A 26,061-nucleotide genomic window follows, 5' to 3' on the forward strand; every position below is an offset into this window, starting at 1 on the left:
TGCTCCGCATGTCGCCAACAACCAAGCCCCGCGCTTGACCATTTGCTTGTCGTAAAGGAATTCCATGTCGATCCACGTGGCCCTGAACCATGTCACCTCTTACAAGTACGACCGTGCCATCAACCTGGGTCCGCAAGTCATCCGCTTGCGTCCCGCACCGCACAGCCGTACCCGCATCCTGAGCTATTCGCTGCGCGTGCTGCCCGAGCCGCACTTCATCAACTGGCAGCAGGACCCGGAATCGAACTACCTGGCGCGCCTGGTGTTCCCGGAGAAGACCACCGAATTCAAGATCGAGGTCGACCTGGTGGCCGAGATGTCGGTCATCAATCCCTTCGATTTCTTCCTCGAACCCTATGCCGAGGAGTTTCCCTTCGAGTATGCCAAGGACCTGCAGAATGAACTGATGCCCTACCGGCAGAAGCTGCCGCTGTCGCCGCTGTTCGAAGAGTTCCTCAAGAGCATTCCGCGCGAGAAGGTCGGCAGCGCCAATTTCCTGGTGGCGCTGAACCAGAAGCTGGCCAATCACATCGGCTACACCATCCGCATGGAACCCGGCGTGCAGACGCCGGAAGAAACGCTGGAACTGAAGTCCGGCTCCTGCCGCGATTCTTCCTGGTTGCTGGTGCAGTTGCTGCGCCACCTGGGGCTGGCAGCGCGCTTCGTGTCGGGCTACCTGATCCAGCTGACCGCCGACCAGAAGTCGCTCGATGGCCCTTCCGGTCCCGAGGCCGATTTCACCGACCTGCACGCCTGGTGCGAAGTCTATCTGCCCGGTGCCGGCTGGGTCGGGCTGGATCCGACCTCGGGCCTGTTTGCCGGGGAAGGCCATATCCCCTTGTCTTGCACACCGGAGCCGGCCTCGGCTGCGCCGGTCAGCGGCCTGGTCGATCCTTGCGAGGTCGAGTTCGAGCACCTGATGTCGGCCAAGCGCATCTGGGAAGCGCCGCGCGTGACCAAGCCCTATACCGAAGAGCAGTGGGCCGCCATCGAGAAGCTGGGCCATGCCATCGATGCCGACCTGCAGGCCAATGACGTGCGCCTGACCATGGGCGGCGAACCGACCTTTGTCTCGCTGGACCATCCGGACGAACCGGAGTGGAATACCGCCGCCCTGGGTGCGACCAAGAAGCCGCTGGCCGCCGAGCTGTACCACCGCATGCGCAACAAGTATGCCGCGCAGGGCCTGCCGCATTTCGGCCAGGGCAAGTGGTATCCCGGCGAGCAGCTGCCGCGCTGGGCGCTCAATTGCTACTGGCGCCGCGATGGCGAACCGATCTGGTTGAATCCTGAACTGATCGGTGACGAGACCAAGCCCAACGTCAGCGACAAGATCGTCACCAGCCATTTCCTGCACCGTGTGGCACAGCGCCTGCAGGTGGATGGCAAGAATGTCTTCCCGGCCTATGAAGACGTGTTCTACTACATGTGGCGCGAGCGCCGCCTGCCGGGCAATGTCGATCCCTTTGATTCGCGCGTGGACGACAAGCAGGAGCGCGAGCGCCTCATGAAGGTCTTCACCCAGGGCCTGCAAAGCGCGGTCGGCCACGTGCTGCCGCTGGCGCGCCGCGACGATGGCCGTGGCTGGCAGAGCGGGGCGTGGTTCCTGCGCAGCGAGCGCTGCTACCTGTATCCGGGCGATTCGCCGCTGGGCTATCGCCTGCCGCTGGATTCGCTGCCCTGGGTCAAGGAGGGCGAGTATCCGGCCGTCTATCCGGCCGATCCGACCCAGGCCTTCCGCCCGCTGCCCAGCAGCGCCGAAATCCGCCGTCAGCTGGGCAGTCCGCAGGAGCCTGCTGCGCTCCTGAAGAAGGCGGCCAGCAGCGCGGCTGCCATTGGCGGTGAAGGCAAGGCGGCAGCGGGCAATACGGCCAATGCTGCCAATGCTGCCAATGCCGCAACCACGAGCAGCGCAACCCAGGCGATACCGGCCCCGTTTGAATCGGCCAACTGGCTGACCCGTACCGCCCTGTGCGCCGAGGTGCGCAATGGCGTGTTCTACCTGTTCATGCCGCCCTTGTCGCAACTGGAGCATTACCTCGAACTGGTGGCCGCCATCGAAGCGGTGGCCGAGGAACTGAAGCAGCCGGTGCTGCTGGAAGGCTACGAGCCGCCGCACGATCCCCGCCTGCGCAAGTTCAGCGTCACGCCCGACCCCGGCGTGATCGAGGTCAACATCCAGCCGGCCAACAACTGGAGCGAACTGGTCGAGCAGACCACGCACCTGTATGACGCCGCACGCGCCTCGCGTCTGACGACCGAAAAGTTCATGCTCGATGGCCATCACTCCGGCACCGGTGGCGGCAATCACATGGTGCTGGGCGGCATCACGACCAGTGATTCACCTTTCCTGCGCAGGCCCGATCTGCTGCGCAGCCTCATCTCGTACTGGCACAACCATCCTTCGCTGTCCTACCTGTTCTCGGGCATGTTCATCGGCCCGACCTCGCAGGCACCGCGCATCGATGAGGCGCGCAATGATTCGACGGTGGAAATCGAACTGGCCTTCAGCGAGATGGACAAGCAGGTGGCCAAGGGCGATTGCCCGCCCTGGCTGGTGGACCGGCTGCTGCGCAACCTGCTCATCGACGTCACCGGCAATACGCACCGCGCCGAGTTCTGCATCGACAAGATGTATTCGCCCGACAGCGCCACCGGCCGTCTTGGCCTGCTGGAATTGCGCGCTTTCGAAATGCCGCCGCACGCACGCATGAGCCTGACCCAGCAACTGCTGCTGCGCGGCCTGGTGGCGCGCTTCTGGAAGGAGCCCTACAAGCCGGCGCGCCTGGTGCGCTGGGGCACGGAGCTGCATGACCGCTTCCTGCTGCCGCATTTCATCGAGCAGGATTTCGCCGATGTGATGGCCGACATGAACGAGGCCGGCTATCCCATGCGTGCCGAATGGTTCGCGCCGCACATGGAATTCCGTTGCCCCAAGATCGGCGACTATGCGGTCAAGGGCATGCAGGTCGAATTGCGGACTGCGCTCGAACCCTGGCACGTGCTGGGCGAGGAGAACAGCGGCGGCGGTACGGCGCGCTATGTGGATTCCTCGCTGGAACGGCTGCAGGTCAAGATCAGCGGCATGGCCTCCGATCGCTATGTGCTGACCTGCAACGGCGTCTCGGTACCGCTGCAGCCCACCGGCATCGTCGGCCAGTTCGTCGCCGGCATCCGCTATCGTGCCTGGCAGCCGCCCTCGGCGCTGCACCCGACCATTCCCGTGGATTCGCCGCTGACCTTCGACCTGGTAGATACCTGGAACGGCCGCAGCCTGGGCGGTTGCCAGTATCACGTGGTGCATCCGGGCGGCCGCAACTACGAGACCTTCCCGGTCAATGCCTTCGAGGCGGAAAGCCGCCGCCTGGCGCGCTATTTCCGCATGAACCATACCCCGGGAAAATGGCAGGTCACGCCGGCGCGGGCGTCTATCGAGTTTCCTTTTACGTTAGACTTACGCTACTTCTAAAACTGAGCCGGGCGCGGCGCCGCGCCGCTTCCAAGGCGACACGCCGCACGGGATCCGCTCCCTGCGCGTGCGCCACCCGGCCGCCAATGACTTATGCCCCAGCGTCTCCTGGAAAGCTATCCAGTGGCCAGCGATCGTTACGACGAGATGCTGGCGGCTGACGGCCGCCTGCGCCCGCACTGGCGAACGCTGATCGACCAGCTTGAAAACCTCTCGCCGGAGATGCTGCGCCGGCGCGCCAACGAGGTGCGCGACGCCATCGCATCGGATGGCGTGACCTACAACGTCTACGCCGACCCCAAGGGCGCCAACCGCCCCTGGGAGCTGGACCTGCTGCCGCACCTGGTGTCTTCGGACGAATGGGATTTCCTGGAACGCGCCGTGAGCCAGCGTGCGCGCCTGATGAACGGCTTGCTCGCCGACATCTACGGCCCCCAGCACCTGATCGCCGAAGGCCTGCTGCCGCCCGCGCTGGTATTCGGCCAGCACGGCTACCTGATGCCCTGCCATGGCTGGCAGCCGCCCGGTGGCGTGCATCTGCATGCCTATGCGATCGACCTGGCGCGCTCGGCCGACGGCACCTGGTGGGTCGTATCGGACCGCACGCAAGGTCCGTCCGGGACCGGCTATGCCCTGCAGAACCGCCAGATCATGTCGCGCGCCATGCCTGAAGCCTTGCGCGACATGCACGTGGAGTCGCCGCATCGCTACTTCCATACCCTGCGCGCGATGTTGACGCGCCTGGCCCCGGCCCAGGGTGAAGTCCCGCTGATCGTGCTGCTCACCCCCGGCCCCTACAACGAAACCTATTCCGAGCACGCTTTCCTGGCGCACACGCTGGGCTTCCCGCTGGTGGAAGGGGTGGACCTGACGGTGCGCAGCGACCAGGTATTCCTGAAGACCCTGAACGGCCTGCGCCGCGTGCACGCCATCCTGCGTCGCATGGACGACGACTATTGCGATCCGCTGGAACTGCGTGCCGACTCTGCCCTCGGTGTGCCGGGCCTCACACAGGCCGCGCGCTTGGGCAATGTGGTCATCGCCAATTCGCTGGGCAGTGGCGTGCTGGAATCGACCGCACTGCACGGTTTCCTGCCGGCCATCAACGAGCGCCTGTATGGCGAATCGCTGCTGCTGCCTTCAGTGGCCTCGTGGTGGTGCGGAGAAAAACCGGCGCTCGATTACACGCTGGCGCATCTGGATGAACTGGTGATCGTGCCGGCGTTCTCTTCAATGCGCATGCAGCCGGTGTTTGGCCATACCGTTACGGGCACCGCGCGCCGCCGCCTGATCGAAAGCCTGCAGTTGCAGCCGCACGCTTATGCCGCCCAGGAATGGGTGCGCCTGTCGCAAGCGCCGGTGATGTCGCGCAGCGGCGACTATCGCCTGATGAACCGCACCATCAGCCTGCGCGTCTTTGCGGTGGCCGATGGCACCGGCGGCTACCAGGTCATGCCGGGCGGATTGACGCGCGTGGCCCCACGCCAGCGGCGCGACGTGGTCTCCATGCAGCAGGGCGGCACCAGCAAGGATGTGTGGGTGCTGCGGGAAGAGGAACGTCCCGACCCGACCATGGGCGATGAGCGCCATGGTGCAGAAAACGTCACGATCATCAGGGGCACGGTGGATGTGTCCTCGCACTCGGGCGAGAACCTGTTCTGGATGGGGCGTTATTCCGAACGCGTGAAGAATCTCTCGCGCCTGTTGCGGACCACGCTGCAATACACCATGGATGGCCAGACCGAGAGCCGTGGCATGCTGGGCAGTGTCTCGTGGATCTGCAGCCAGCTCGGCGTGCAGATGCCCAAATCCGAACCGCGTCCTACCATCACCGGCCTGCAGCAGAGCCTGCAGGCGGCCGTGGTCGATCCTTCGGCACCGGTGAGCGTGGCCACGCAGTTGCGCCAGCTCGCCAATGCCGCCTACCAGGTGCGTGAACACCTGTCGCTGGACAACTGGCATGCCCTGACCAAGATGCCGGCCATGGTGCAGGAACGCATCAACACACCGGCCGCTGCCCAGCATGTGCTGGGCAACGTGATCGATGCCTGTTCGGGCCTGGCCGGCCATGCGCTGGACGACATGACGCGCGATGCCGGCTGGCAGTTCGTGATGGTGGGCCGCCACATCGAGCGCATGGCCAACATGGCCGCGCTCTTCGACAACTTCCTGCGCCTGCCGCCGCAGCGCCAGACGGCGGCACTGTCATGGCTGCTGGAGGCGGCCAGCAGCATCGTCACCTATCGCGTGCGCTATCGCCGCACGCCGGAGTGGCTGCCGGTGCTGCACCTGTTGGTGTTCGATGTCAGCAATCCGCATGGCATGGCCTACCAGTTCCGCATGCTGCAGCAATACATGAGCGAGATCGCCCAGCAGATGGGCTTGCTGAGCATGACCATTCCGGCGCACCTGACCAGCCAGCTGGAGGCGATGAACCTGGCCGAGTTCGCGCACGATCATCCCAACGTCGCCGAGGCCAACGCGCGCCTGACGCAACTGATGCGCGATGCCGTCAGCGGTGGCTACATGCTTTCGGATGATCTCTCGCGCCATTACTTCACGCCGCTGACCGCACCGGTCAGCCAGGGGGTATGACATGAGCGAGCGCTTCGTCTACCGTATCCATCACCAGACCACTTACCAGTATTCGCTGCCGGTGCGTCTGTCGCACCAGGTGCTGCACCTGACGCCGCGCGAACTGCCCTGGCAGCAATGCCTCTCGCACACCGTCAACGTCTTGCCGGCGCCGCAGCTGGTGCGCAGTTATGAGGACAATTTCGGCAACGTCATCAAGGCCTTCTCGCTCGATACCGACCACACCAGCCTGGATGTGCAGGCCGATTCCTGGGTTGCGCTCACGCCCCGCCCGCAGCCGCAGCCCGGCATGCAGTGGGAGGAAGCGGCCACGGTGATGGCCTATCACGGCGGCCGCATCATGGCGCCGGGCATGCTGGAGGCGTCCAATTTCCTGTTCGAATCCTCGCATGTGCGCATCAAGCGCGAGTTCATCCGTTATGCGGCCGAGTGCTTCAGTCCCGGCCTGTCGGTGGTGGAGGGCGTGCGCGCCTTGATGATGCGCATCCATGAGGAATTCGCCTTTGATCCGGCCGCCACCACCGTCTCCACACCGGTGACGGAAGTCTTCGTCAACCGGCGCGGCGTGTGCCAGGATTTCGCGCACCTGATGTTGTCCTGCCTGCGCTCCATCGGGCTGGCGGCGCGCTATGTGAGCGGCTATCTGCTGACCGAGCCGCCGCCGGGACAGGCGCGCCTGATCGGGGCCGATGCCTCGCATGCCTGGGTCTCGGTGTATTGCCCCGGCGCGGACGGTAGCGAAGGGACGTGGATCGATGCCGATCCGACCAATGGCATCTTCCCCGATACCAGTCACATCACGCTGGGCTGGGGGCGCGATTTCCTCGACATCTCGCCCTTGCGCGGCGTGCTCATCGGCGGCGGGCAGCAGACCATGCAGGTGGCGGTGACGGTGTTGCCTGGCGAGGAGGCGCGGGGTTTGCAGCTGTCGATCTGAGCGCAATTTCCTGCATTGCCGCTACCACGACGTCACAAAAGACAATGGCCACTATTCAAATGAATAGTGGCCATGTTTGTTTTTACGCCAGGCTCAACGTTGAGCTCAATGTGCGCCTGCGTCCGCCACCATCAGCGGCTTGCCGCCATCCGGACGATTGCGGTCCGAGGCCTGCTTGACCAGCAAGGCCACCGTGGAGACCAGCGCAGCCACGGCCACCACCGCGAACACATCGGCAAAGCCCAGCTGGCGGCGTGTGAGTTCGGCTACCAGGAAGGACCCGGCGATGCCCCCGAAGCGCCCCACGCCCAGCATCCAGGCTACGCCCGTGGCATGGCCGCGCGTCGGATAGTAGGCCGCGGCCAGTGCCGGCAGGGACGATTGCGCGGTATTCATCAGGGTACCGGCCACGAACACCACGACGGTGAGCACACCCACATTGCCCGCCGCCTGCCCGATGGCAAACACGGCTACCGCCGTGGCGGCAAAGCCGATGGCGATGACGCGGTTGGCGTTGTAGCGGTCCATCAGCCAGCCGAACAGGATGGCCCCCACGCCGCCCAGCGGGAACAGCGCGGCAATGAGCGTGGCGGTCTTGGGCGCCAGGCCGGCATCCTTGAACAGCACCGGCATCCAGTTCACCAGCGCATAGAAGATCACCAGACCCATGAAGTAGGCCAACCACAGCATGCAGGTACCGACCAGGTAGCGCGGCTCGAACAGCAAGGTGATGCCGCTCTTGCCGGTGGCGGCTTCGCCTTGCGGGCCGGTTTCGGTCAGGGTGAATCGATTGAACGCGGCGGCTGAAGAAGAGATGCGGCGCAGGACCGCACCGATGCGCTCGGCCGCATAGCCCTTGGCCACCATGTGGCGTACCGACTCGGGCAGGCTCGGCAGCATCACCAGCAACAGCAGCAGCGGGGCGGCACCGCCCAGCATGAGCACGCTGCGCCAGCCCCACAGCGGGATCATCCACGCCGCCAGGAAGCCACCCAGTGCCGCCCCCAGCGGGAAGCCGCAGAACATGGCGTTGGTCAGCATGGCGCGGCGCGCGGCCGGGCTGTATTCACTGGTGAGCGTGACCGCATTGGGCATGGCCGCGCCCAGCCCCAGGCCGGTCAGGAAACGCAGGATGGTCAGCTCCTGCAGGTTGCCGGCGAAAGCCGAACCCATGCACGCCGCGCCCATGACCAGCACCGACAGCAGCAGGATCTTGCGGCGGCCGTAGCGGTCGGCCAAGGGGCCCGAGGTCAGCGCGCCGGCGGCCAGGCCGAACAGGGCGGCACTCAATACGGGCGCCAGGTCGGGCTTGGCGATGCCCCAGTCCTTGAGCAGCGAGGGGGCGATGAAGCCGATGGCAGCGGTGTCGAAGCCGTCCAGCAGGACGACGAAGAAGCACAGCGCAAAGATCAGCCATTGATAGCGCGAGAAGGGCTCGCGGTTGATGAACGCCTGGACGTCCAGGGCAGGGGTTTCTGGTCTCATGTCTCTCTCTTCTGGATATTGGGGGGTACGGCTGTTTTATTTTTTGTGCGAAAAGTATAAAACAATGCGCTCTTTGGGTGTGCGATCAGTGCGCATCTGTGCGGTAAGCGAACGAAATGTTGATTTGTGAAGGAATGCACAAGGGCCGCCGCCCGCTGGGCGAGAGCGGGCAGGGATGTGCAGGAGCAATGAAGGAAACCGCCGTGAAGCCGGCGTCAGTCTTGACGCTGGCGCTGGCGCGGCTCGGGACGGCTCAGGGCGTGCGGATGTGATCGATCAGCGCGATGGTGGACTCATCCGGGGGCGGTGTGAGCAGGCTGACGATGACCATGGCGGCCATGCCCACCGGGACGCCGAAGATGCCGGCCGAGATCGGTGCGATGTGGAACCACTGGCCGGCCACGCTGCCGCCGAAGGACGGATTGGTGTGCAGCATGTAATACACGCACATCAGGAAGCCGCAGATGATGCCCGCAATCGCCCCGGGCTGGTTGGCGCGCTTCCAGAATACGCCCAGCACCAGCGCCGGGAAGAGGGTGGAGGCCGCCAGCGAAAAAGCCGCTCCGACCATGGAGAGGATGTCGCCCGGTTTCAATGAAGCGGCGTAGGCGGCCAGCAGCGCCACCACCAGCAACAGCAGCTTGGAAATGGTCACGCGTTTCTGGGTGGAGGCGCTGGGGTCGACCACCTTGTAATACACGTCATGCGAGAGCGCATTGGAGATGGTCAGCAGCAGTCCGTCCGCCGTGGAGAGCGCCGCCGCCAGTCCGCCTGCGGCCACCAGTCCGGAGACGAAATACGGCAGGCCGGCGATCTCCGGCATGGCCAGCACGATGATGTCGCCGTCCATGGAAATCTCGCCCAGCTGCACCAGGCCATCGCGGTTGAGATCGTTGATGGAGACCAGCGGATTGAGCTTGTCCATGTTGGCCCAGTAATACACCCAGTCCGGCAAGTGGCTGTAGCTGCTGCCCACCAGCGAGGTGTAGATGTCGTATTTCACCAGGACGGTGAGTGCCGGCACGGTGAGGTAGATCAGCATGATGAAGAACAGCGTCCAGAACACCGAGCTGCGTGCGCCTGCCACGGTGGGCGTGGTGTAGTAGCGCATGAGGATGTGCGGCAAGGCGGCGGTGCCCAGCATCAGGCAGAACACCAGCGCCAGGAAGTTGTTGCGCTTGATGTCCGAGCTTTGCTGGTCGCGCCCCGGGAAGGGCTCGGTCTGCGAGACCGGTGGCTGCGCGCGCGCGAGGTTGGCCGCGCGTGCTTCGGTCCATTTGCGTTCGGCCTCTTCGGGGGACTTGGGATAGGACGACAGCGCGCGGCTGGCGGCCTTGATGTCGGCCAGCGAGGCGCGCGAATCACGCCGGACCTCGTCGGCCTGGTTCTGCGCCTCGACACGGCCATCGAGCCAGGATTGCGGCAGGCCCTTGAGCCGGCGGTCGTAGTCTTCGGCGCGCGCCTGGAAGATCTGGCGCACTTCCTTTTCCTTGGGATCGTCTTCCAGCTTGTGTTCCAGCGCCGAAAGCTTGGGCAGCACCGCGCCATAGGCCACCGGCGGCACGGGCAGGTCGGCGTGCTTGGCGGAGAGCCAGATCACCGGGATCAGGTAAGCCAACAGGATGATGATGTATTGCGCCACCTGGGTCCAGGTGATCGCGCGCATGCCGCCCAGGAAGGAACACACCAGGATGCTGGCCAGCCCGAGGAAGATGCCGATGGAAAAATCGATGCCGGTGAAGCGCGAGGTGATCAGTCCCACGCCATAGATCTGCGCCACCACATAGGTGAAGGAAATCAGGATCGTGGCCGCCACGGCCAGGATGCGGATCACGTTGGCACCGTGGCTGCCGGGTTTGCCCGGATAGCGGGCGGCCAGGAAATCGGCAATCGTGTATTGACCGAACTTGCGCAGGTAGGGCGCGATCAGCAACGCCACCAGGCAGTAGCCGCCGGTCCAGCCGAGGATGTAGGCCAGGCCGTCGAAACCTTGCAGGTAGAGGCCGCCGGCCAGGCTGATGAAGGTCGCCGCCGAAATCCAGTCGGCGGCCGTGGCCATGCCGTTGAAGAGTGGTGGTACGCGCCGTCCGGCGACGTAGTATTCGGGCACGTCGGAGGTGCGGCAGACCACGCCGATGCCGGCATACAGGCCGATGGTGACGAACAGGAACAGGTAGCCTATCCACGAGCGCGGCATGCCTTCGCGCTCCAGGATGGCCAGCACGCACAGGAAGACGATGAAGCCCAGCGTGTAGAAACCATAGTAACGGCACAGGCGCCGGAAGAAGTCCTTGTTACTCTCCATGCCAGTGCTCGCCTTGTTCACGTCGGACCAGTTGTTCGATGCGGCGCATGCGGCGCACGTAGATGACCACGATGGCCAGGTAGATCAGCATCATGCCCTGCGCGGCCATGTAGAAGGACACCGGCCAGCCGAACAGGTGGACGCGGTCCAGTTCGCGCGCGAAGTAGATGAAGAAGAACGTCGCTGCGAACCACAGCGCCATCAGCCAGGCCGTCATGCGGCGGGTGCGGTGCCATTGGTTGCCGGGGTCCGGGGGAGGCGTGCCGTGGTCCATGTCAGGTGATGTCGTCGAAGAAGGGCGTGCGCGGCATCATGCGAAAGCTCACGCGAAAGAGGCTGCCCGGATATTTGGGATCGTTGCTGCGCGGATTGTGGGTGATCTCGACGATGGCCTCGTGCTGCTGCGCGATCTCGCGCACGATGGCCAGGCCCAGGCCGCTGCCGGTACTGGGCGTGCCGAGGATGCGATAGAAACGCTCGAACACGTTGGCGCGTTCGGCCACCGGAATGCCGGGGCCGTTGTCTTCCACTTCGAGGATGGCCAGACCTCCGCCTTCATCGGTGTGCGCCCGTACGGTGACGCGGCCATTGCCATCGTGCGGTGTGTAATGCAGGGCATTGTCCAGCAGGTTGGATAACAGTTCGCGCAGCATCACCGGGTTGCCGGTGATGAGGATGGGGTGATCCGGTTGCTCGAAGCCGAGGTCGATGCGCTGGGTGAAGGACATCGGCACCCAGTCCTGCACCACGCCGCGTGCCAGTTCGTTCAGTTCCAGCGGGGCCATGCCGCCGGATTGCGACTGCTGGTTCTCGGCGCGCGCCAGGGAGAGCAATTGATTGACCAGGCGCGTGGCGGTTTCCGAACTCTTGGCCAGTTGCTCCAGCGAGCGGCGCACGTCGTCCTGGTCATCCTGGCGCAGCGCCAGTTCGGATTGCATGCGCATGCCGGCCAGCGGGGTCTTCATCTGGTGGGCGGCATCGGCGATGAAGCGCTTCTGGATGGCGATGGTCTGCGACAGGCGTGCCAGCATGTCGTTGAGCGAGCGCACCAGCGGGGAAATTTCTTCGGGCACCTGGCCGGAATCGATGGGCGAGAGATCGTCGGGGCGGCGCGCGCGGATGCGCTGCTGCAATTCCGACAGCGGCGACAGGCCCCGCGAGAGGGCGAACCACACCAGCGCCAGCGCCACCGGCAGGATCACGAACTGCGGCAGGATCACGCCCTTGATGATTTCATTGGCCAGTTGCGCGCGTTTTTCCAGGGTCTCACCCACCTGCACGGTGGCAATGCGCGGCTCGCGCTGGGCCGCGCGCTGGGCGGCACTGCGGCGCAGGTCCACCTGCAGGGTGGCGATGCGCACGTCGCTGCCGTGCAGGATGTCATTGCGGAACTGCACTGTGCCCAGGGTGATGCGGTCTTCCTCGGCGGGCGGTTGCGGCATGTCGACGTCGCCTTCGACATATTCGCCAGCGGGGCCGGTGACCTTGTAGTAGATGTTGTCGATGTCGTCGGCGCGCAGCAGGTCGCGTGCCGATACCGGCAGGCGCGCCACCACCTTGCCGTTGACTTCCGAGACCTGCTGCGCGAGCACGGTGACGCTGTCTTCCAGTGCGCGGTCGAAGGGCTGGTTGGCGATGGACTGCGCAATCAGGTAAGTGATGGCAATGCTCATCGGCCACAGCAGCAGCAGCGGGGCCAGCATCCAGTCGAGGATCTCGCCGAAGAGCGAACGCTGGATGCGTTCCACCGGTTGCGTGGCGAGGGCGGCGCGGCGTTTCTTGCGGGGTGCGGCGGCGGGCGCGCCAGTGTTGTGCGCGGCGGCCTCGGGCGGCGGGGGCGGGGAGGCAGCGGGGGAGGGATCGCGCGCGGTCATGGGGGATCAGCGCGCGGCTTGCAGGCCAGAAGCGAAGGCGGACGCGGCCTCAGGCCGCGTTGTTGGAGGCCGCCAGCGGGGCAGCGCCGTTCTCGGGCAGCTTCTCCAGGCAATAGCCGAGCCCGCGCACGGTGGCGATGCGCACGCCGCCGACCTCGATTTTCTTGCGCAGGCGATGGACATAGACCTCGATGGCATTGTTGCTGACTTCCTCTCCCCATTCGCACAGGTGGTCCACCAGCTGTTCCTTGGAGACCAGGCGGCCCGTGCGTTGCAATAATACTTCGAGCAGCCCCAGTTCCCGCGCCGACAGTTCCAGCATCTGCTCGCCGATGTAGGCAATGCGGCCGACCTGGTCGAAGGACAGCGGACCATGCTTGATGACGGTCGGCCCGCCGCCGGCACCGCGCCGGGTCAGCGCCCGCACCCGTGCTTCCAGTTCGGAGAGGGCAAAAGGCTTGGCCATGTAGTCGTCGGCACCGAGGTCCAGGCCTTGCACGCGCTGTTCCACCGAATCGGCCGCCGTCAGGATCAGTACCGGCAGGCGCGAATTGCGCGCGCGCAGGCGCCGCAGCACCTCCAGGCCGGACATCTTGGGCAGGCCCAGGTCCAGGATCAGCAGGTCGAAATCCTGGGTGGACAAGGCGGAATCGGCTTCCACGCCGTTCTTGACGCAATCGGCGGCATAGCCGGAATGGCGCAGGGAACGGGTCAGTCCGTCGGCCAGTACGCTGTCGTCTTCAGCAAGGAGGATGCGCATAGGGATCGGTCAGCGAGGCAGGGCCGGCTGAATTGTCTCGGATGGTTGAATTATTGTGCTTCCTTTTCATTCATATTCCACTAATTCAACCCCCAATGCAAATCAGGGATTGCCTGACGAGAGCTGTCTTTGAGACAGGTCACGTCGCGGGTTTGAAGTGTAACAATTCAGATTGGGGCATTGAAGTCTGAAGCTTAGGCCTTATAGTAGGAAGCGTCAGCAATATTTACTTGCTGGCAGCGCAATTTTTGTTGATATAATTTCTCGCATCCATTTCTGGAAAACCGCTGGAAAATCTGATGAAACGTTTGTGGGTCCTCCTGCTGATCTGTCTGCTCCCGGTGCAAGTATTTGCAGCGGTGCTGACGTACGCCAGCTCGATGGCCGCGACCGACTTCGCAGTGCCGGCCCCGGTCCAAGCCGCCGTGGCGACCCAGCACCTGGTGTCCAAGACCGTTTCCCTGTCCGACCAGGCCGTGTCGCCCGCTGAAGACCAGTCGCACGCCCTGGTGGCCGATGCCGCCGGCAGCGACGAAGACAGCGCTGGTTACGCCGACAGCGGTGAAGATTTCTCCACGCACGCCGGTATCGGTGACGAGCCCGTGCTGATGCAATCCCTGGCCATGGTGCCGCAAACTTCCCGCCTGGCGCCCGCTCTGCGTAGCGATGCCGCCCTGCAACCCCCGTTCCTGCCCCGCGCAGGACGTCCTCCCCGGGCCTGATCCCGTCGCCACGCGCGACCGGTTTTGCTGCGCCCGCTGAACTGCCCCTGATGATCTGAGGCTTCGCGCCGTGCGACAGCAGGACCCTGCGCGTGCGCGGCCAGCGCCAGCCCGCTCGTGCCGGCGCTGATCTGCCAGGGCACACCCGATCCAGTTATTCCCGAATTACGGCCGATGTGACCGCATCACATCATCAGAATCCTCTAGGAGATAGCATGAAAAAAGCATTTGTCGCGCTGATAGTGGCGGTGATGACGCTCTCTGTTGGCATGTCGGCCGTGGAAGCCAAGCGTCTTGGCGGTGGCGGTTCGATCGGCAAACAGTCTTCCAGCGCCAGCCGTCAGGCGCAAAGCCCTGCCCCGATGCAGCAGAACCAGGCTGCCGCTGCCAAGCCGGCCGCACCTGCCGCAGCTCCGGCTGCCGCAGCGGCCAAGCCGAGCATGTGGAAGGGCCTGCTGGGTGGCGCATTGCTGGGCCTGGGCCTGGGCGCGCTGCTGTCGCACTTCGGCCTGGGTGGCGCACTGGCCAGCATGATCAGCACCATCCTGACCGTGGCCTTGATCGCCCTGGCGATCATGTTCGTGATCCGCCTGTTCCGCCGCAAGTCGGAATCGGCACAGTCCGCGCAACCGGCACCGGCCTGGGCCAGCGCCGCACCGCAAGCGGCTGACACCCAATCGGCCACGCCGCAGATCGGCTCCATGTTGAAGACCGACCAGTCCGCAGCCTCGACCACCCAGAACGGTTTCGGTGGTGGTTTCGGCAATGCCGAGGCAGCACCTGCCTATGGCATCCCGGCCGGTTTCGACACCGTGGGCTTCGTACGCAATGCCAAGACCTACTTCATCCGCCTGCAAGCGGCATGGGACAAGGCTGACATCAACGACATCCGCGAATTCACGACGCCCGAGATGTTTGCCGAGCTGCGCCTGCAGATCCAGGAACGCGGTGCTGCCGCCAACCAGACCGATGTGGTGTCGCTGGATGCGGAAGTGCTGGGCGTGGAAACCGTGGGCAATGATTACCTGGCCAGCGTGAAGTTCTTCGGCTTCATCAAGGAAGATCCGACCGCCTCGCCGGCCCAGTTCGCCGAGATCTGGAACCTGTCCAAGCCGGCTGCCGGCCAGGGCGGCTGGGTGCTGGCGGGTATCCAGCAGCTCGATCCGGTCCACGGCTGAGTCATCGGCCCGGACAAATTGGCAAGAACGTTCATGTAACAAGTTTCAGTTTGGCGCGGAAGGCGGCGGTTAGTGGATGAGCGTCGCCAGTCCGTTTTACCGCCGGCTTTTGCCGGCGGTTTTTTTTGTTCGCTTTGTTTTATCTTCCACGCCTGCAGTTTTCTTCATTTCGGTCCGCCACCGCCTATGTAGCGGGCTTCACGATTCCTCTTCCGGCTTTTTCCTTCATGGCGCAGCGCTCAAAAAAAAAGCACCGCATCAGCGGCGCTTGTGAGATTGCTCGTCCGGCGCAGTTCCGGGGCGCTCCCCATGCCGATCCCGGTCGCGTCGGGGAAGACGTCCGTCCGACAAGGGAAACAGCAATGCTACCACCACCAGGATGAGCAGCAGACCCAGCGTGACCTGATCCAGCCCGTCCATGTTCAGCCAGCCTTTCCGGGCGACCAGATCACCACGTCGCCGGTATCGACTTTCTTGGGCAGGAGTCCTGCCGCCAGGAAGGTGTCGGCGATGCGTTGCTGCTCGCCCAGGGCCTCGCGCCTGACCGCGCGCACCTCATAGCTGCGGCGGCTGTTGGCCAGCTCGATGGTGTCGGCGTCCAGGCCCCAGAGCGGTGCCAGGAAGTTTGCTGCCTCGCGTGGCTGCTGCTTGACCCACAGCCCAGTCTTCTTCAATTCATCGAAGACCACGCGCAACACCTCGGGATTGGCCTGCGCAAAGCTGGCCGAGGCCAGGTAGTAGCGCTGGTAATCGGCCACCCCGCGTCCATCGGAAAGGATACGCACCTGCGATTGCCGCTGTACGCCCGCCAGGAAGGGATCCCAAGTCACCCAGGCATCGACGCTGCCACGTTCGAAGGCGGCGCGGCCATCGGCGGGCGACAGGTAGGCGGCATCGACGTCGCTGAACTTCAGTCCGGCCTTCTCCAGCGTGGCGATCAACAGGTAGTGCACGCCAGCGGCCTTGGTGACGGCAATCTTCTTGCCCTTGAGGTCGCTGGTCGTGCGCAGCGGCGCATCGGCCCGCACCACGATGGCCTGTGCGGCCGGCGAGGGCGATTCCTGCGCTACATAGGCCAGCTTGGCGCCGGCCGCCTGGGCAAACACCGGCACCGTATCGGCTACGTCGGCGCTGAGGTCGACACCGCCGACGTTGAGTGCTTCGAGCAGCGGCAAGCCACTGGCGAATTCATGCCAGCTGATCTTGGCACCGCCGGGTCCCAGCAGCTTTTCCAGCGTGCCGTTGGCTTTGAGGATGGTCAGCAGGGTGGAGGATTTCTGGTAGCCGATGCGGATGGCCTTGCCGCTTTGCGCCAGCACGGATGCGGGTGCTACGGCACCCAGGCCGAGGGCGGCGCCAGCCTGCAGCAGGCGGCGGCGGGTGAAGTCGGTGCGGTGCTTGGACATGGATGTGCTCAGGTAAAAGGAAAAGTCAGGATTTCTGCTGGCTGGATTGTCGTCTTGCATCGCGCCAGTCCAGGCTTTTCTGCTCGACGGCGCGCAGCAGGCTGTCGCTGATCTTGCCCAGCAGGGCGAGGATGAGGATGGCCGCCAGCACCAGGTCCGGACGGCTGCTCTCACGCCCGTCGGAGAGCAGGTAGCCCACGCCCTTGGTGGCAGCGATCAGCTCGGCGGCCACCAGGAACATCCAGGCCAGGCTCAGTCCCCCGCGCAGGCCGGCAAACAGGTAGGGCAGGGAGGCTGGCAGCAGGATGTGGCGGATCAGTTCGCCGGTGCTGAGGCCGGAGCTGGTACCGACTTCGATCAGCTTGTGGTCGATGTCGCGAATGCCGGCCACCAGATTCAGGTACACCGGGAAAAACGCACCGATGGCAATCAACACCACCTTGGGCGTTTCATCGATGCCCAGCCACAGCAGCAAGAGCGGGATCCACGCCAGGCTCGGAATGGCGCGTAGCGCCTGGAAACTGGGTTCCAGCAGGGCTTCGGCGCGGCGGCTGATGCCGACCAGCAGTCCCAGGGCAACCGCCAGCACGCTGCCGATGACGAAGCCGGCGGCGACACGGGCGAGGCTGGCGGCGATATGCGGCAGCAATTCACCGCGCTGCGCCAGTGACCACAGGGTGTGTGCCAGCTCGCTGGGCGGTGGCAGAAGGCGCGCGGGAATCCAATCTAGCCGCGCACCGGCTTCTACCGCCAGCAGGAACAGCAAAGGAACGATCCAGCCGGTGAATCGCCCCGGACGATAGCCATCGTCATGCGGCCAGCCACGGCGACGCGCAGTGGCGGCGCGCGCCCCGCGCGGCCGGGCGGCCTCGGTCTGGCCGTGGGCTTGGGCCTGCGGCTTACCCAGCTTGGACTTGGCCTGCAGTGTGGCCGGCAGCGGGATGGGATCAGCCATGGCCTCAGGCCTTCACCACGCCCTGCGCATAGCTGGGGTCAATCAAGGCATTGATGGTGCGCGGCAGGTCGGTGCCGCTCTTGACCAGGTCTTCTTCCAGCAGGATGGGCGAGGCAGCGCGCAGCGCTTCGATATGCTCGCGGCCGATCTGCGGCTGCGAGAAATCGTTGCGCTTCAGTTGCAGGCGCGCCACCGGGGTCGACAGCTTGGACTCTTCCGACAGCAGGGCCACGGTTTCATCGGGATGGGCGATGATCCAGTTGCGCGCACGTTCATAGGCGGCGATCACGCGCTTGACCTGGTCCGGATGACGCACGGCGAAGCTGTCGCTGACGTTAAGGAAACCGTAGGTGTTGAAGTTGACGTTGCGGTAGATCAGGCGTGATCCGGCTTCCAGTTCGCTGGCTGCCAGATGCGGATCGAGCCCGGCCCAGGCGGCCACGCGGCCCTGTTCCAGTGCAGCGCGGCCATCGGCGTGCTGCAGGTGGACGATCTCGACATCGCTCTTCTTGAGGCCGTTCTCGTGCAGCGCGCGCAGCAGGAACAGGTAGGGGTCGGTGCCCTTGGTGGCGGCGATCTTCTTGCCCTTGAGTTCGGTGATGGACTTCACCGTCGAATCCTTGCCCACCGCCAGCGCCGTCCATTCCGGACGCGAATAGATGTAGACCGCCTTGACCGGATTGCCGTTGGCGCGCGCCAGCAGGGCGGCCAGGCCGGCGGTGCTGCCGAAGTCCACGCTGTCGCTGTTGAGATATTCGAGCGCGCGGTTGCTGCCGGCGCTGAGGACCCATTTGACTTCCGTCCCTTGCGCCTTGAGGTCTTCCTCCAGCCAGCCGAACTTGCGCAGCACCAGGCTGGGCGGCGAGTAGTAGGCATAGTCCAGGCGGATGGTCTTGGGCGGCTGTGCGGCGCGCGCCAGCAGGGGCGCGCTGCCCAGTACGGTAGCGCCGAGCGCGGCCGGGGCCAGGCGCAGGAAGTCTCTGCGTTGCATGAATGGGTTCTCCCTTGGTTGGATCGTCCCGCGCGAGGTGGCGCAGCGCGGCCATTGCCGGCCGCACAGGCGGGACCAACCGACACTCTAAGGAGGAAGCCCTGGCGGAAGAACGACTATTTTCGCGCTTGCATATGCGGGCGGCGCATGTGGCCGGGGCGTCTGCAAAGGGGCAGGGATAGGGTGGAGCAGAAGTTTACTGGTGCAGTCCTGTACTCCTGTACTCATCTATTCATGTACTCATGCACTCATGCACTCATGCACTCATGCACTTCTGCACTCATGCAGTGCTTTACAGGAGACCCTGGCCGGACAGGGGCGAAACGGAGGAGGCAGCGCCGGGCGCTCCCCCACCGGTTCAGGGCAGGCACAGCTCGAACAGCGCACCGCCATCAGGATGATTGGACAGGCGCGCTTCGCCATGCCGGGTCTCCTTGTTGTGGGCGGTGGCAATGGCATTGCACAGGTCCATGCCCAAGCCGGTGGACGGCTTCTTTTCCTGGGTGCCGATGCCGGGGCCATCGTCGCGCACCGTGAAGATCACGCCGCCTTCCGGATGTTTGCGGCAGCCCAGCGCGATCTGCGAACGCGCGAAGCGGCTGGCATTCTGCAGCGCCGCTTCCAGCGCCAGCGCCACCAGGTGTTCATCGAAGAAGCCGATGACCGGCATGTCGGTCTCGTCCACCCGCAGGGCGATGTCGCTGCTGCGGGACATGCCGTGCTCGCGCACCAGCGCATCGAGGAAGTCCAGCGGCGAGACGGCCTCGACCTGCGCGCGCAGGCCCTGGGAATCGGCCTTGTAGAGGGTCAGGAAGGCGATCAGCTTTTCCTGCAGGGCCAGGCAGGTGACATGGGCCTGCTGTACGCGCGGCACGTCGTCGGACAGGCGGCGCAATTCCCCCTCCAGCACGCCCAGGGAGTTTTTGATGTCGTGAATGATGATCGCGGCAAGCTTGGGATCCATGGTCAGCTCTTCGGGGCTACTTTGGTCAGGGTGTCGCGCAGGAACTTGTGCATCTTCGCGACTCTATCGTTGCCGGGAATCAGGCGGTCCAGGGTGGCCAGGTAGCGGCGCACGCGCTTGACGTATTCTTCGTTCCAGCCGCGCTGGCTCATCCACAGCAGGTGCAGCTGGGCTGCCGCCAGCAGCACGCCGGTGTTCTCCGGCATGCTGGCCAGCGCCTCTTCCAGGCGCGCCAGCGATTCGTCGGGTTTGGCGCTGCGCATGAGGGCATTGGCTTCGGCGATGATGCTCATGCAGTGCTTGACGGCACCGTCGATGAGTTCCTCGGCCAGGTTGGCGCGGCCGGTATCGGCCAGCACCTTGCGCGCCAGCATCTGCAGGGTCTTGTTCTCGTGGTCGGACTTGACGGCCTCGGCAATGAGCTTGGCACCTTCCTCATCCTTGCCCATCGAGAAGGCGGCTTTGGCCAGGGCCAGGGTGGCGGTGTCCGAGGCTTCCTTGCCGGCCGCCTGGCGGGCGGTCTCGAAGGCTTGCTGGGCCGAGATGGTGTCGCCCAACTGGACGTAGGCCTGGGCCTGCACGGCGGCCTGCGCGGAGACGAAGAGGTTGGATTCCTCGTAGCGGCGCGGCGCGCTTTCCAGCAAACGCAGCGCGGCATCCGGGTCGCCGCTGTCGATGTGCACCTGGGCCAGCGAGAGCAGGTCGGTCGGTTGCGCGGTGAGCGAACCCTTGGTGTGCTTCAAGACCTTGTCATAGGCCTCGCGCGCCTGGTCGAGATGGCCGCTGCGGTAGGCCACGTCACCCACCAGGCGGCTGCGGCGCGCAGAGGGAATGATCTCGGAGGACCTGGTCAGCGCCTCCAGCGCGCCTTCCTGGTTGCCCTGGGCTTCGTCGATCTGCGCCATCAGGTCGTAGGCGGCGATGAACTGTTTGTTCTGCGCCAGCACGTCCTGCACGATCACGCGCGCATCATCCATCTGGCCGGCCACGATGTTGCAGCGGGCCAGGCCGATCTTGGCCCACACCAGGTCGTCACGCATGGCCAGGGCCTGCTTGTAGACCTCGCGCGCCTCGTCGATGCGGCGTTGTTCGATCAGCAGCGTGCCCTTGGTCTTCATGATTTCGACGATCCACTTGGGGGCCGACTTGAGCACGTTGTCGCATTCGATGATGGCGCCGGCGATGTCCTTGCGCTTCATCTTCTCGGTCACCGGCAGCATGGCGTGCTGCTTCTCCAGCAGGCGATCCACGCGCTCGGCGATGCGGCTGGCCGTCAGCGGCTTCAACATGTAGGCGTCGGGCTGGAACTCGGCGGCGCTGGCCACCAGGTTGTAGCCGCTCTCGGCCGTCACCATGATGAACATGCAGGTCGGCGACAGCATGTTCTGGGTGCGGAAGAACTCCAGCAGCTGCTGGCCGTTGCTTTCCTTGTTGAGGTTGTAGTCGCAGATGATCAGGTCATAGGTGCCGGATTGCACGAAGCGGATGGCTTCATCGGGCGTGGCGGCCTGGTCGACTTTGGTCACGCCGAGCTGCCCGAGGTGCATGCGGATGTTCTGGCGCATCGTCGGCATGTCGTCGATGACCAGGCAGCGCAGGGCGCTGATGTGGCTGAAGGGCACTAAACTCATGAGAACGGTCTGTAAAGCGATCTGTAAGGCGATCTGTTCGGGATTGCGGAATGCCGTGGGCCGGATAATTGCCGCGATGCAATATCGTGCAAGATGACGACTATTGATATCAATTAAGCCATTGCTGACGAATTATTCCCACCAACTCACGAGTGTGCCGTTTTTTTTCCTTCCATGCATCATTCCTCTGCGATTTATGAAGTTTTTGGCAGGGCGGGCTCTCGTATAATTGTGGTTTTCGCCCACGGATGAAATCTGGGCCGACAAAAGGCTTGCGCCGGGCACTGTTTTTTTATACAGTATCGCTCTATCGGCGCGGTCATCCACTGCTGCCGGGCAAACTCAGCGGCGGGCCGGCGATGGCCAGCCACCGCGAGCAAGATCCAAGCAATATTCAAGCAACATCAGCAAGACTCCCCCTGACACCCGTCTTCACGACATTTTGCCGAGAGAGATTTATGGACGACAAAAAAGCTGCGAACAACTCTGAAAAGAGCAAGGCGCTGGCCGCCGCGTTGGCACAGATTGAAAAGCAGTTTGGCAAGGGCTCGGTGATGCGCATGGAAGATGGCGTCATCGCTGAGGAAATCCAGGCGGTTTCCACTGGCTCCCTGGGCCTGGACATCGCCCTGGGCATCGGCGGCCTGCCGCGTGGCCGCGTCATCGAAATCTATGGTCCGGAATCCTCGGGCAAAACCACCCTGACCCTGCAATCGATCGCGGAGATGCAGAAGCTGGGCGGCACCTGCGCCTTCATCGACGCCGAGCACGCGCTGGACGTCACCTATGCCCAGAAGCTGGGCGTGAACCTGAACGACCTGCTGATCTCGCAGCCCGATACCGGCGAACAGGCCCTGGAAATCTGCGACGCCCTGGTGCGTTCCGGTGCGGTGGACCTGATCGTGGTCGACTCCGTGGCCGCGCTGACCCCCAAGGCTGAAATCGAAGGCGACATGGGCGATTCCCTGCCCGGCCTGCAAGCCCGCCTGATGTCGCAGGCCCTGCGCAAGCTGACCGGCAGCATCAACCGCACCAACACCACCGTGATCTTCATCAACCAGATCCGCATGAAGATCGGTGTCATGTTCGGCAACCCGGAAACCACCACGGGCGGTAACGCGCTGAAGTTCTACGCTTCCGTGCGCCTGGACATCCGCCGTACCGGCTCGATCAAGTCGGGTGATGAAGTCATCGGCAGCGAGACCAAGGTCAAGGTCGTCAAGAACAAGGTCGCGCCCCCGTTCCGCGAAGCCCACTTCGACATCCTGTATGGCGAAGGCACTTCCCGCGAAGGCGAGATCCTGGACCTCGGTTCGGAACACAAGGTGGTCGAGAAGTCCGGCGCCTGGTACAGCTACAACGGCGAGCGTATTGGCCAGGGCAAGGACAATGCCCGCAACTACCTGAAGGAACATCCGGAACTGGCCCGCGAGATCGAGAACAAAGTCCGCGTCGCCCTGGGCGTGCCGGAGCTGGCCGGCGGCGAAGCGGAAGCCAAGGCTTCCTGAATCCGCGCTTAAAGGATTCAAGCGCCATCGCGGCGACAGGGTTTGCCTGAGCCCTGGAGGTCGTGATGGTGCTTGTTTATCCCGCTGGTGCCGTGCTGTGTTGGCGGTCTCAGGGGGAGGCAATACCGCAGTACAGCAAGTTCGCAACATGCCAAGACCGCCGATCAGCCTGAAAGCAAGGGCGCTCAAATATCTCTCTTCACGTGAGCATAGTCGCCAGGAACTTGCGCGTAAGCTTGCCCCTTACGCGCAAGAGGGCGATGACATCGATGCGCTCCTGCAATGGCTGGAGCAGTCCCGTTTCCTTTCCCAAGAACGTTTTTCCGAATCGCTCGTGCATCGCCGCTCGGCGCGCTACGGCAATCAGCGCATCATCTCCGAACTTCACGGCCATGGTATCGAAGGTGAAGCCATCGCCGAACTGAAGGCCGATCTGGCCGCCGGGGAGGGCGACCGCGCCGCGCAGGTGCTGCGGCGCAAGTACAGCGCGCCACCACCCGATGCGGAGACCCGGGCCAAGCAGATGCGCTTCCTCCAGCAGCGGGGGTTTTCCCATCGCAGCATCCGTGAAGCCTTCCAGAAAGCTTGGGCCGACGACGAAGAGTCCGCCTGAGACCTGGTTGCAAGCCCTGCGGCCAGCCCGGTCGAGCACATTTTTCCCGCTTTTCACTGAAAATATCCCGCCGGCGTGTGGACTTGTCCTGTCCGATGGTAATTCCGGCGCATTGCGTCCCGTGTTAGCGCTACCGGCCAACAGGCCGTTTGTCGTGTGCTAAAATTCGGAAGTTTTTGCTGCGGCGCGCAAGCCTGAGGAGATATCGCGTGTTGCCGGTTTGTTAAAACGGCGCATCGGTGCAAGGCCCACGTCAGGAGCAGGAATGGATAATGCGAACGCTTCGGCGCAAGCTGGCGTGTTTCGACTATCAGACCAACTAAAGCAGACGGCATGCATATGCCCAATTCGACGAATTCACTCGCAACCCGCGCAGCTCACGCCTGCGCCCGACTCCATCCGGCAACGGATGCGACCCCCGCCTGCGGGTTGCAGTCTGCTTTCTGGTCGGCCGGCTCGATGCCGGCTACCGAATTTCAATCCGGCAAGTTTCATTCATTCAGTGTCTAAAGGGAAGCTCCCATGAAAATCCATGAGTATCAGGGTAAAGAAATCCTGCGCCAGTTCGGCGTAACCGTGCCGCGCGGCATTCCTTGCATGTCGGTCGACGAAGTCGAAGCGGCTGCCCAGAAGCTCGGCGGCCCGGTGTGGGTCGTCAAGGCCCAGATCCATGCAGGCGGCCGTGGCAAGGGCGGTGGCGTGAAGGTGGCCAAGTCCATCGAGCAGGTCAAGGAATACGCCAACCAGATCATGGGCATGCAGCTGGTCACGCACCAGACCGGTCCCGAAGGCCAGAAGGTTCGCCGCCTGCTGATCGAAGAAGGCGCTGACATCAAGAAGGAACTGTACGTTTCCCTGGTGACCGACCGTGTCTCGCAGAAGGTCGTCCTGATGGCCTCCAGCGAAGGCGGCATGGACATCGAAGAAGTTGCCCACAGCAACCCGGAAAAGATCCACAACGTCATCATCGACCCGATCGATGGCCTGACCGACGCCCAAGCCGACGACGTGGCCGCCAAGATCGGCGTGCCTGCCGAATCGATCCCGGCTGCTCGCCAGAACCTGCAAGGCCTGTACAAGGCTTACTGGGAAACCGACGCTTCCCTGGCTGAAATCAACCCCCTGATCCTGACCGGCGACGGCAAGGTCATCGCCCTGGACGCCAAGTTCAACTTCGACTCCAACGCCCTGTTCCGTCACCCGGAAATCGTCGCCTACCGCGACCTGGACGAAGAAGATCCGGCTGAAGTCGAAGCTTCCAAGTTCGACCTGGCCTACATCTCCCTGGACGGCAACATCGGCTGCCTGGTCAACGGCGCCGGCCTGGCCATGGCCACCATGGACACCATCAAGCTGTTCGGCGGCGAGCCGGCCAACTTCCTGGACGTGGGCGGCGGTGCCACCACCGAGAAGGTCACCGAAGCCTTCAAGATCATGCTGAAGAACCCCGAACTGAAGGCCATCCTGGTCAACATCTTCGGCGGCATCATGCGCTGTGACGTGATCGCCGAAGGCGTGATCGCGGCTTCCAAGGCCGTCTCGCTGAAGGTGCCCCTGGTGGTGCGCATGAAGGGCACCAACGAAGACCTGGGCAAGAAGCTGTTGGCCGATTCCGGTCTGCCGATCATCTCGGCCGATTCCATGGAAGAAGCCGCCCAAAAGGTCGTGGCAGCTGCCAAGTAAGTAACCCAATACGCAAGCCTGCGCGGCGCGAGCCGCCGGCTGCAAGCCATTGCAGTCCAGGCGCCGCCCGCGGCGCAGGCATCACAGTCAAGGAAGAGAAATGTCGATCCTCATCAACAAAGACACCAAGGTCATCACCCAAGGTATCACCGGCAAGACCGGTCAGTTCCACACCCGCATGTGCCGCGACTACGCGAACGGCAAGAATGCCTTCGTCGCAGGCGTGAACCCGAAGAAGGCCGGTGAAGACTTCGAAGGCATCCCCATCTATGCCAACGTCACCGAAGCCAAGAACGCCACCGGCGCCACCGTTTCCGTGATCTACGTGCCGCCCGCCGGCGCTGCTGCTGCCATCTGGGAAGCCGTTGAAGCCGAGCTGGACCTGGCCATCTGCATCACCGAAGGCATCCCCGTGCGTGACATGCTGGCCCTGAAGGACCGCATGGCCAAGGCCGGTTCCAAGACCCTGCTGCTGGGCCCGAACTGCCCCGGCCTGATCACCCCGGACGAAATCAAGATCGGCATCATGCCCGGCCACATCCACAAGAAGGGCCGCATCGGCGTGGTGTCCCGCTCGGGCACCCTGACCTATGAAGCCGTGGGCCAGCTGACCGCCCTGGGCCTGGGCCAGTCCTCCGCTGTTGGTATCGGTGGCGACCCGATCAACGGCCTGAAGCACATTGACGTCATGAAGGCCTTCAACGACGATCCGGACACCGACGCCGTCATCATGATCGGTGAAATCGGTGGTCCTGACGAAGCCAACGCTGCTCGTTGGATCAAGGACAACATGAAGAAGCCGGTGGTTGGCTTCATCGCCGGCGTGACCGCGCCCCCGGGCAAGCGCATGGGCCACGCAGGTGCCCTGATCTCCGGTGGTGCTGACACCGCCGAAGCCAAGCTGGCCATCATGGAAGAGTGCGGCATCAAGGTCACCCGCAACCCGTCCGAAATGGGCCGCCTGCTGAAGTCGGTGCTGTAATTG

20 protein-coding genes are annotated in these 26,061 nt (G+C 64.0%); 9 read left to right on the forward strand and 11 right to left on the reverse strand.

Translation table 11 applies throughout. The features are described 5' to 3' along the window. Nucleotides 1–64: 64 nt before the first annotated feature. From CEJ45_RS07595 to CEJ45_RS07605, 3 genes are all read left to right on the forward strand, one after another. Nucleotides 65–3,469, forward strand: coding sequence for a transglutaminase family protein (locus CEJ45_RS07595; protein WP_088754572.1), 3,405 nt, complete (start codon nucleotides 65–67; stop codon nucleotides 3,467–3,469). 93 nt (nucleotides 3,470–3,562) lie between these two features. Then, a complete protein-coding gene (locus tag CEJ45_RS07600) occupies nucleotides 3,563–6,064 on the forward strand; it encodes a circularly permuted type 2 ATP-grasp protein (protein WP_088754573.1) in 2,502 nt (833 codons plus the stop codon). Nucleotide 6,065: 1 nt separating this feature from the next. Beyond that, nucleotides 6,066–7,001: a transglutaminase family protein gene (locus CEJ45_RS07605; protein ID WP_088754574.1), complete on the forward strand. Its 936-nt coding sequence runs from the start codon at nucleotides 6,066–6,068 to the stop codon at nucleotides 6,999–7,001. 105 nt (nucleotides 7,002–7,106) lie between these two features. Here the strand turns inward: CEJ45_RS07605 and CEJ45_RS07610 are convergent, their stop codons facing one another. The 5 genes from CEJ45_RS07610 to CEJ45_RS07630 all read right to left on the reverse strand — a co-directional run bounded on the left by CEJ45_RS07610 (nucleotide 7,107) and on the right by CEJ45_RS07630 (nucleotide 13,425). Further along, nucleotides 7,107–8,486 carry an MFS transporter gene (locus CEJ45_RS07610; protein WP_088754575.1) on the reverse strand — a complete coding sequence of 460 codons (1,380 nt, stop codon included), beginning with the start codon at nucleotides 8,484–8,486 and terminating at the stop codon, nucleotides 7,107–7,109. Between the two features lie 253 nt (nucleotides 8,487–8,739). Beyond that, on the reverse strand, nucleotides 8,740–10,791 hold the full coding sequence (locus CEJ45_RS07615) for a sodium:solute symporter family protein (RefSeq protein ID WP_088754576.1): 2,052 nt from the start codon (nucleotides 10,789–10,791) through the stop codon (nucleotides 8,740–8,742). Continuing rightward, nucleotides 10,781–11,065: a DUF4212 domain-containing protein gene (locus CEJ45_RS07620; RefSeq protein WP_088754577.1), complete on the reverse strand. Its 285-nt coding sequence runs from the start codon at nucleotides 11,063–11,065 to the stop codon at nucleotides 10,781–10,783. Before CEJ45_RS07620 ends, CEJ45_RS07615 begins: the two co-directional genes overlap by 11 nt. Nucleotide 11,066: 1 nt before the next feature. After that, complete coding sequence (locus CEJ45_RS07625) at nucleotides 11,067–12,665, reverse strand: sensor histidine kinase (protein WP_088754578.1); 1,599 nt, start codon at nucleotides 12,663–12,665, stop codon at nucleotides 11,067–11,069. Nucleotides 12,666–12,714: 49 nt separating this feature from the next. Then, complete coding sequence (locus tag CEJ45_RS07630) at nucleotides 12,715–13,425, reverse strand: response regulator (protein ID WP_088754579.1); 711 nt, start codon at nucleotides 13,423–13,425, stop codon at nucleotides 12,715–12,717. A 299-nt stretch (nucleotides 13,426–13,724) separates the two neighbouring features. Here CEJ45_RS07630 and CEJ45_RS07635 point away from each other — a divergent pair, with 299 nt between their 5' ends. Together CEJ45_RS07635 and CEJ45_RS07640 are read left to right on the forward strand one after the other, a co-directional pair. Further along, a complete protein-coding gene (locus tag CEJ45_RS07635; RefSeq protein ID WP_088754580.1) occupies nucleotides 13,725–14,147 on the forward strand; it encodes a hypothetical protein in 423 nt (140 codons plus the stop codon). A 215-nt stretch (nucleotides 14,148–14,362) separates the two neighbouring features. Then, nucleotides 14,363–15,325: a Tim44 domain-containing protein gene (locus tag CEJ45_RS07640; protein ID WP_088754581.1), complete on the forward strand. Its 963-nt coding sequence runs from the start codon at nucleotides 14,363–14,365 to the stop codon at nucleotides 15,323–15,325. A gap of 258 nt (nucleotides 15,326–15,583) precedes the next feature. Here the strand turns inward: CEJ45_RS07640 and CEJ45_RS24910 are convergent, their stop codons facing one another. From CEJ45_RS24910 to CEJ45_RS07665, 6 genes are all read right to left on the reverse strand, one after another. After that, on the reverse strand, nucleotides 15,584–15,745 hold the full coding sequence (locus CEJ45_RS24910; RefSeq protein WP_167386287.1) for a hypothetical protein: 162 nt from the start codon (nucleotides 15,743–15,745) through the stop codon (nucleotides 15,584–15,586). Nucleotides 15,746–15,747: 2 nt separating this feature from the next. Continuing rightward, on the reverse strand, nucleotides 15,748–16,731 hold the full coding sequence (locus CEJ45_RS07645) for an aliphatic sulfonate ABC transporter substrate-binding protein (RefSeq protein WP_088754582.1): 984 nt from the start codon (nucleotides 16,729–16,731) through the stop codon (nucleotides 15,748–15,750). A 25-nt stretch (nucleotides 16,732–16,756) separates the two neighbouring features. Then, on the reverse strand, nucleotides 16,757–17,686 hold the full coding sequence (locus CEJ45_RS07650) for an ABC transporter permease (RefSeq protein ID WP_206601737.1): 930 nt from the start codon (nucleotides 17,684–17,686) through the stop codon (nucleotides 16,757–16,759). A 4-nt stretch (nucleotides 17,687–17,690) separates the two neighbouring features. Next, nucleotides 17,691–18,677: an aliphatic sulfonate ABC transporter substrate-binding protein gene (locus tag CEJ45_RS07655; protein WP_088754583.1), complete on the reverse strand. Its 987-nt coding sequence runs from the start codon at nucleotides 18,675–18,677 to the stop codon at nucleotides 17,691–17,693. 358 nt (nucleotides 18,678–19,035) lie between these two features. Beyond that, entirely contained in the window at nucleotides 19,036–19,641 is a 606-nt protein-coding gene (locus CEJ45_RS07660; RefSeq protein ID WP_088754584.1) for a sensor histidine kinase, read from the reverse strand. 2 nt (nucleotides 19,642–19,643) lie between these two features. Beyond that, a complete protein-coding gene (locus CEJ45_RS07665) occupies nucleotides 19,644–21,272 on the reverse strand; it encodes a response regulator (RefSeq protein WP_088754585.1) in 1,629 nt (542 codons plus the stop codon). 458 nt (nucleotides 21,273–21,730) lie between these two features. On the opposite strand from CEJ45_RS07665, the gene recA reads away from it, so the two are divergent. The 4 genes from recA to sucD all read left to right on the forward strand — a co-directional run bounded on the left by recA (nucleotide 21,731) and on the right by sucD (nucleotide 26,058). Beyond that, nucleotides 21,731–22,780 carry a recombinase RecA gene (gene recA / locus CEJ45_RS07670; RefSeq protein WP_008325554.1) on the forward strand — a complete coding sequence of 350 codons (1,050 nt, stop codon included), beginning with the start codon at nucleotides 21,731–21,733 and terminating at the stop codon, nucleotides 22,778–22,780. A gap of 148 nt (nucleotides 22,781–22,928) precedes the next feature. Beyond that, nucleotides 22,929–23,393 carry a recombination regulator RecX gene (gene recX / locus CEJ45_RS07675; RefSeq protein WP_088754586.1) on the forward strand — a complete coding sequence of 155 codons (465 nt, stop codon included), beginning with the start codon at nucleotides 22,929–22,931 and terminating at the stop codon, nucleotides 23,391–23,393. 522 nt (nucleotides 23,394–23,915) lie between these two features. Continuing rightward, nucleotides 23,916–25,076: an ADP-forming succinate--CoA ligase subunit beta gene (gene sucC / locus CEJ45_RS07680; RefSeq protein WP_088754587.1), complete on the forward strand. Its 1,161-nt coding sequence runs from the start codon at nucleotides 23,916–23,918 to the stop codon at nucleotides 25,074–25,076. A 100-nt stretch (nucleotides 25,077–25,176) separates the two neighbouring features. Continuing rightward, complete coding sequence (sucD, locus tag CEJ45_RS07685) at nucleotides 25,177–26,058, forward strand: succinate--CoA ligase subunit alpha (protein WP_013232695.1); 882 nt, start codon at nucleotides 25,177–25,179, stop codon at nucleotides 26,056–26,058. Nucleotides 26,059–26,061: the final 3 nt, after the last annotated feature.

This window comes from Herbaspirillum aquaticum, assembly GCF_002213425.1.
GTDB classification, from domain to species: Bacteria; Pseudomonadota; Gammaproteobacteria; order Burkholderiales; family Burkholderiaceae_D; genus Herbaspirillum; species Herbaspirillum aquaticum.

Excerpts from the sequence above, each read along its gene's own strand:
- CEJ45_RS24910 (WP_167386287.1), bottom strand. The coding sequence starts at position 15,745 with ATGGACGGGCTGGATCAGGTCACGCTGGGTCTGCTGCTCATCCTGGTG.
- CEJ45_RS07645 (WP_088754582.1), bottom strand. The coding sequence starts at position 16,731 with ATGTCCAAGCACCGCACCGACTTCACCCGCCGCCGCCTGCTGCAGGCT.
- CEJ45_RS07630 (WP_088754579.1), bottom strand. The coding sequence starts at position 13,425 with ATGCGCATCCTCCTTGCTGAAGACGACAGCGTACTGGCCGACGGACTG.
- CEJ45_RS07635 (WP_088754580.1), top strand. The coding sequence starts at position 13,725 with ATGAAACGTTTGTGGGTCCTCCTGCTGATCTGTCTGCTCCCGGTGCAA.
- CEJ45_RS07640 (WP_088754581.1), top strand. The coding sequence starts at position 14,363 with ATGAAAAAAGCATTTGTCGCGCTGATAGTGGCGGTGATGACGCTCTCT.
- CEJ45_RS07650 (WP_206601737.1), bottom strand. The coding sequence starts at position 17,686 with ATGGCTGATCCCATCCCGCTGCCGGCCACACTGCAGGCCAAGTCCAAG.
- recA (WP_008325554.1), top strand. The coding sequence starts at position 21,731 with ATGGACGACAAAAAAGCTGCGAACAACTCTGAAAAGAGCAAGGCGCTG.
- CEJ45_RS07660 (WP_088754584.1), bottom strand. The coding sequence starts at position 19,641 with ATGGATCCCAAGCTTGCCGCGATCATCATTCACGACATCAAAAACTCC.
- CEJ45_RS07665 (WP_088754585.1), bottom strand. The coding sequence starts at position 21,272 with ATGAGTTTAGTGCCCTTCAGCCACATCAGCGCCCTGCGCTGCCTGGTC.
- CEJ45_RS07620 (WP_088754577.1), bottom strand. The coding sequence starts at position 11,065 with ATGGACCACGGCACGCCTCCCCCGGACCCCGGCAACCAATGGCACCGC.
- CEJ45_RS07600 (WP_088754573.1), top strand. The coding sequence starts at position 3,563 with ATGCCCCAGCGTCTCCTGGAAAGCTATCCAGTGGCCAGCGATCGTTAC.
- CEJ45_RS07595 (WP_088754572.1), top strand. The coding sequence starts at position 65 with ATGTCGATCCACGTGGCCCTGAACCATGTCACCTCTTACAAGTACGAC.
- sucC (WP_088754587.1), top strand. The coding sequence starts at position 23,916 with ATGAAAATCCATGAGTATCAGGGTAAAGAAATCCTGCGCCAGTTCGGC.
- CEJ45_RS07605 (WP_088754574.1), top strand. The coding sequence starts at position 6,066 with ATGAGCGAGCGCTTCGTCTACCGTATCCATCACCAGACCACTTACCAG.
- CEJ45_RS07610 (WP_088754575.1), bottom strand. The coding sequence starts at position 8,486 with ATGAGACCAGAAACCCCTGCCCTGGACGTCCAGGCGTTCATCAACCGC.
- CEJ45_RS07615 (WP_088754576.1), bottom strand. The coding sequence starts at position 10,791 with ATGGAGAGTAACAAGGACTTCTTCCGGCGCCTGTGCCGTTACTATGGT.
- recX (WP_088754586.1), top strand. The coding sequence starts at position 22,929 with ATGCCAAGACCGCCGATCAGCCTGAAAGCAAGGGCGCTCAAATATCTC.
- sucD (WP_013232695.1), top strand. The coding sequence starts at position 25,177 with ATGTCGATCCTCATCAACAAAGACACCAAGGTCATCACCCAAGGTATC.
- CEJ45_RS07655 (WP_088754583.1), bottom strand. The coding sequence starts at position 18,677 with ATGCAACGCAGAGACTTCCTGCGCCTGGCCCCGGCCGCGCTCGGCGCT.
- CEJ45_RS07625 (WP_088754578.1), bottom strand. The coding sequence starts at position 12,665 with ATGACCGCGCGCGATCCCTCCCCCGCTGCCTCCCCGCCCCCGCCGCCC.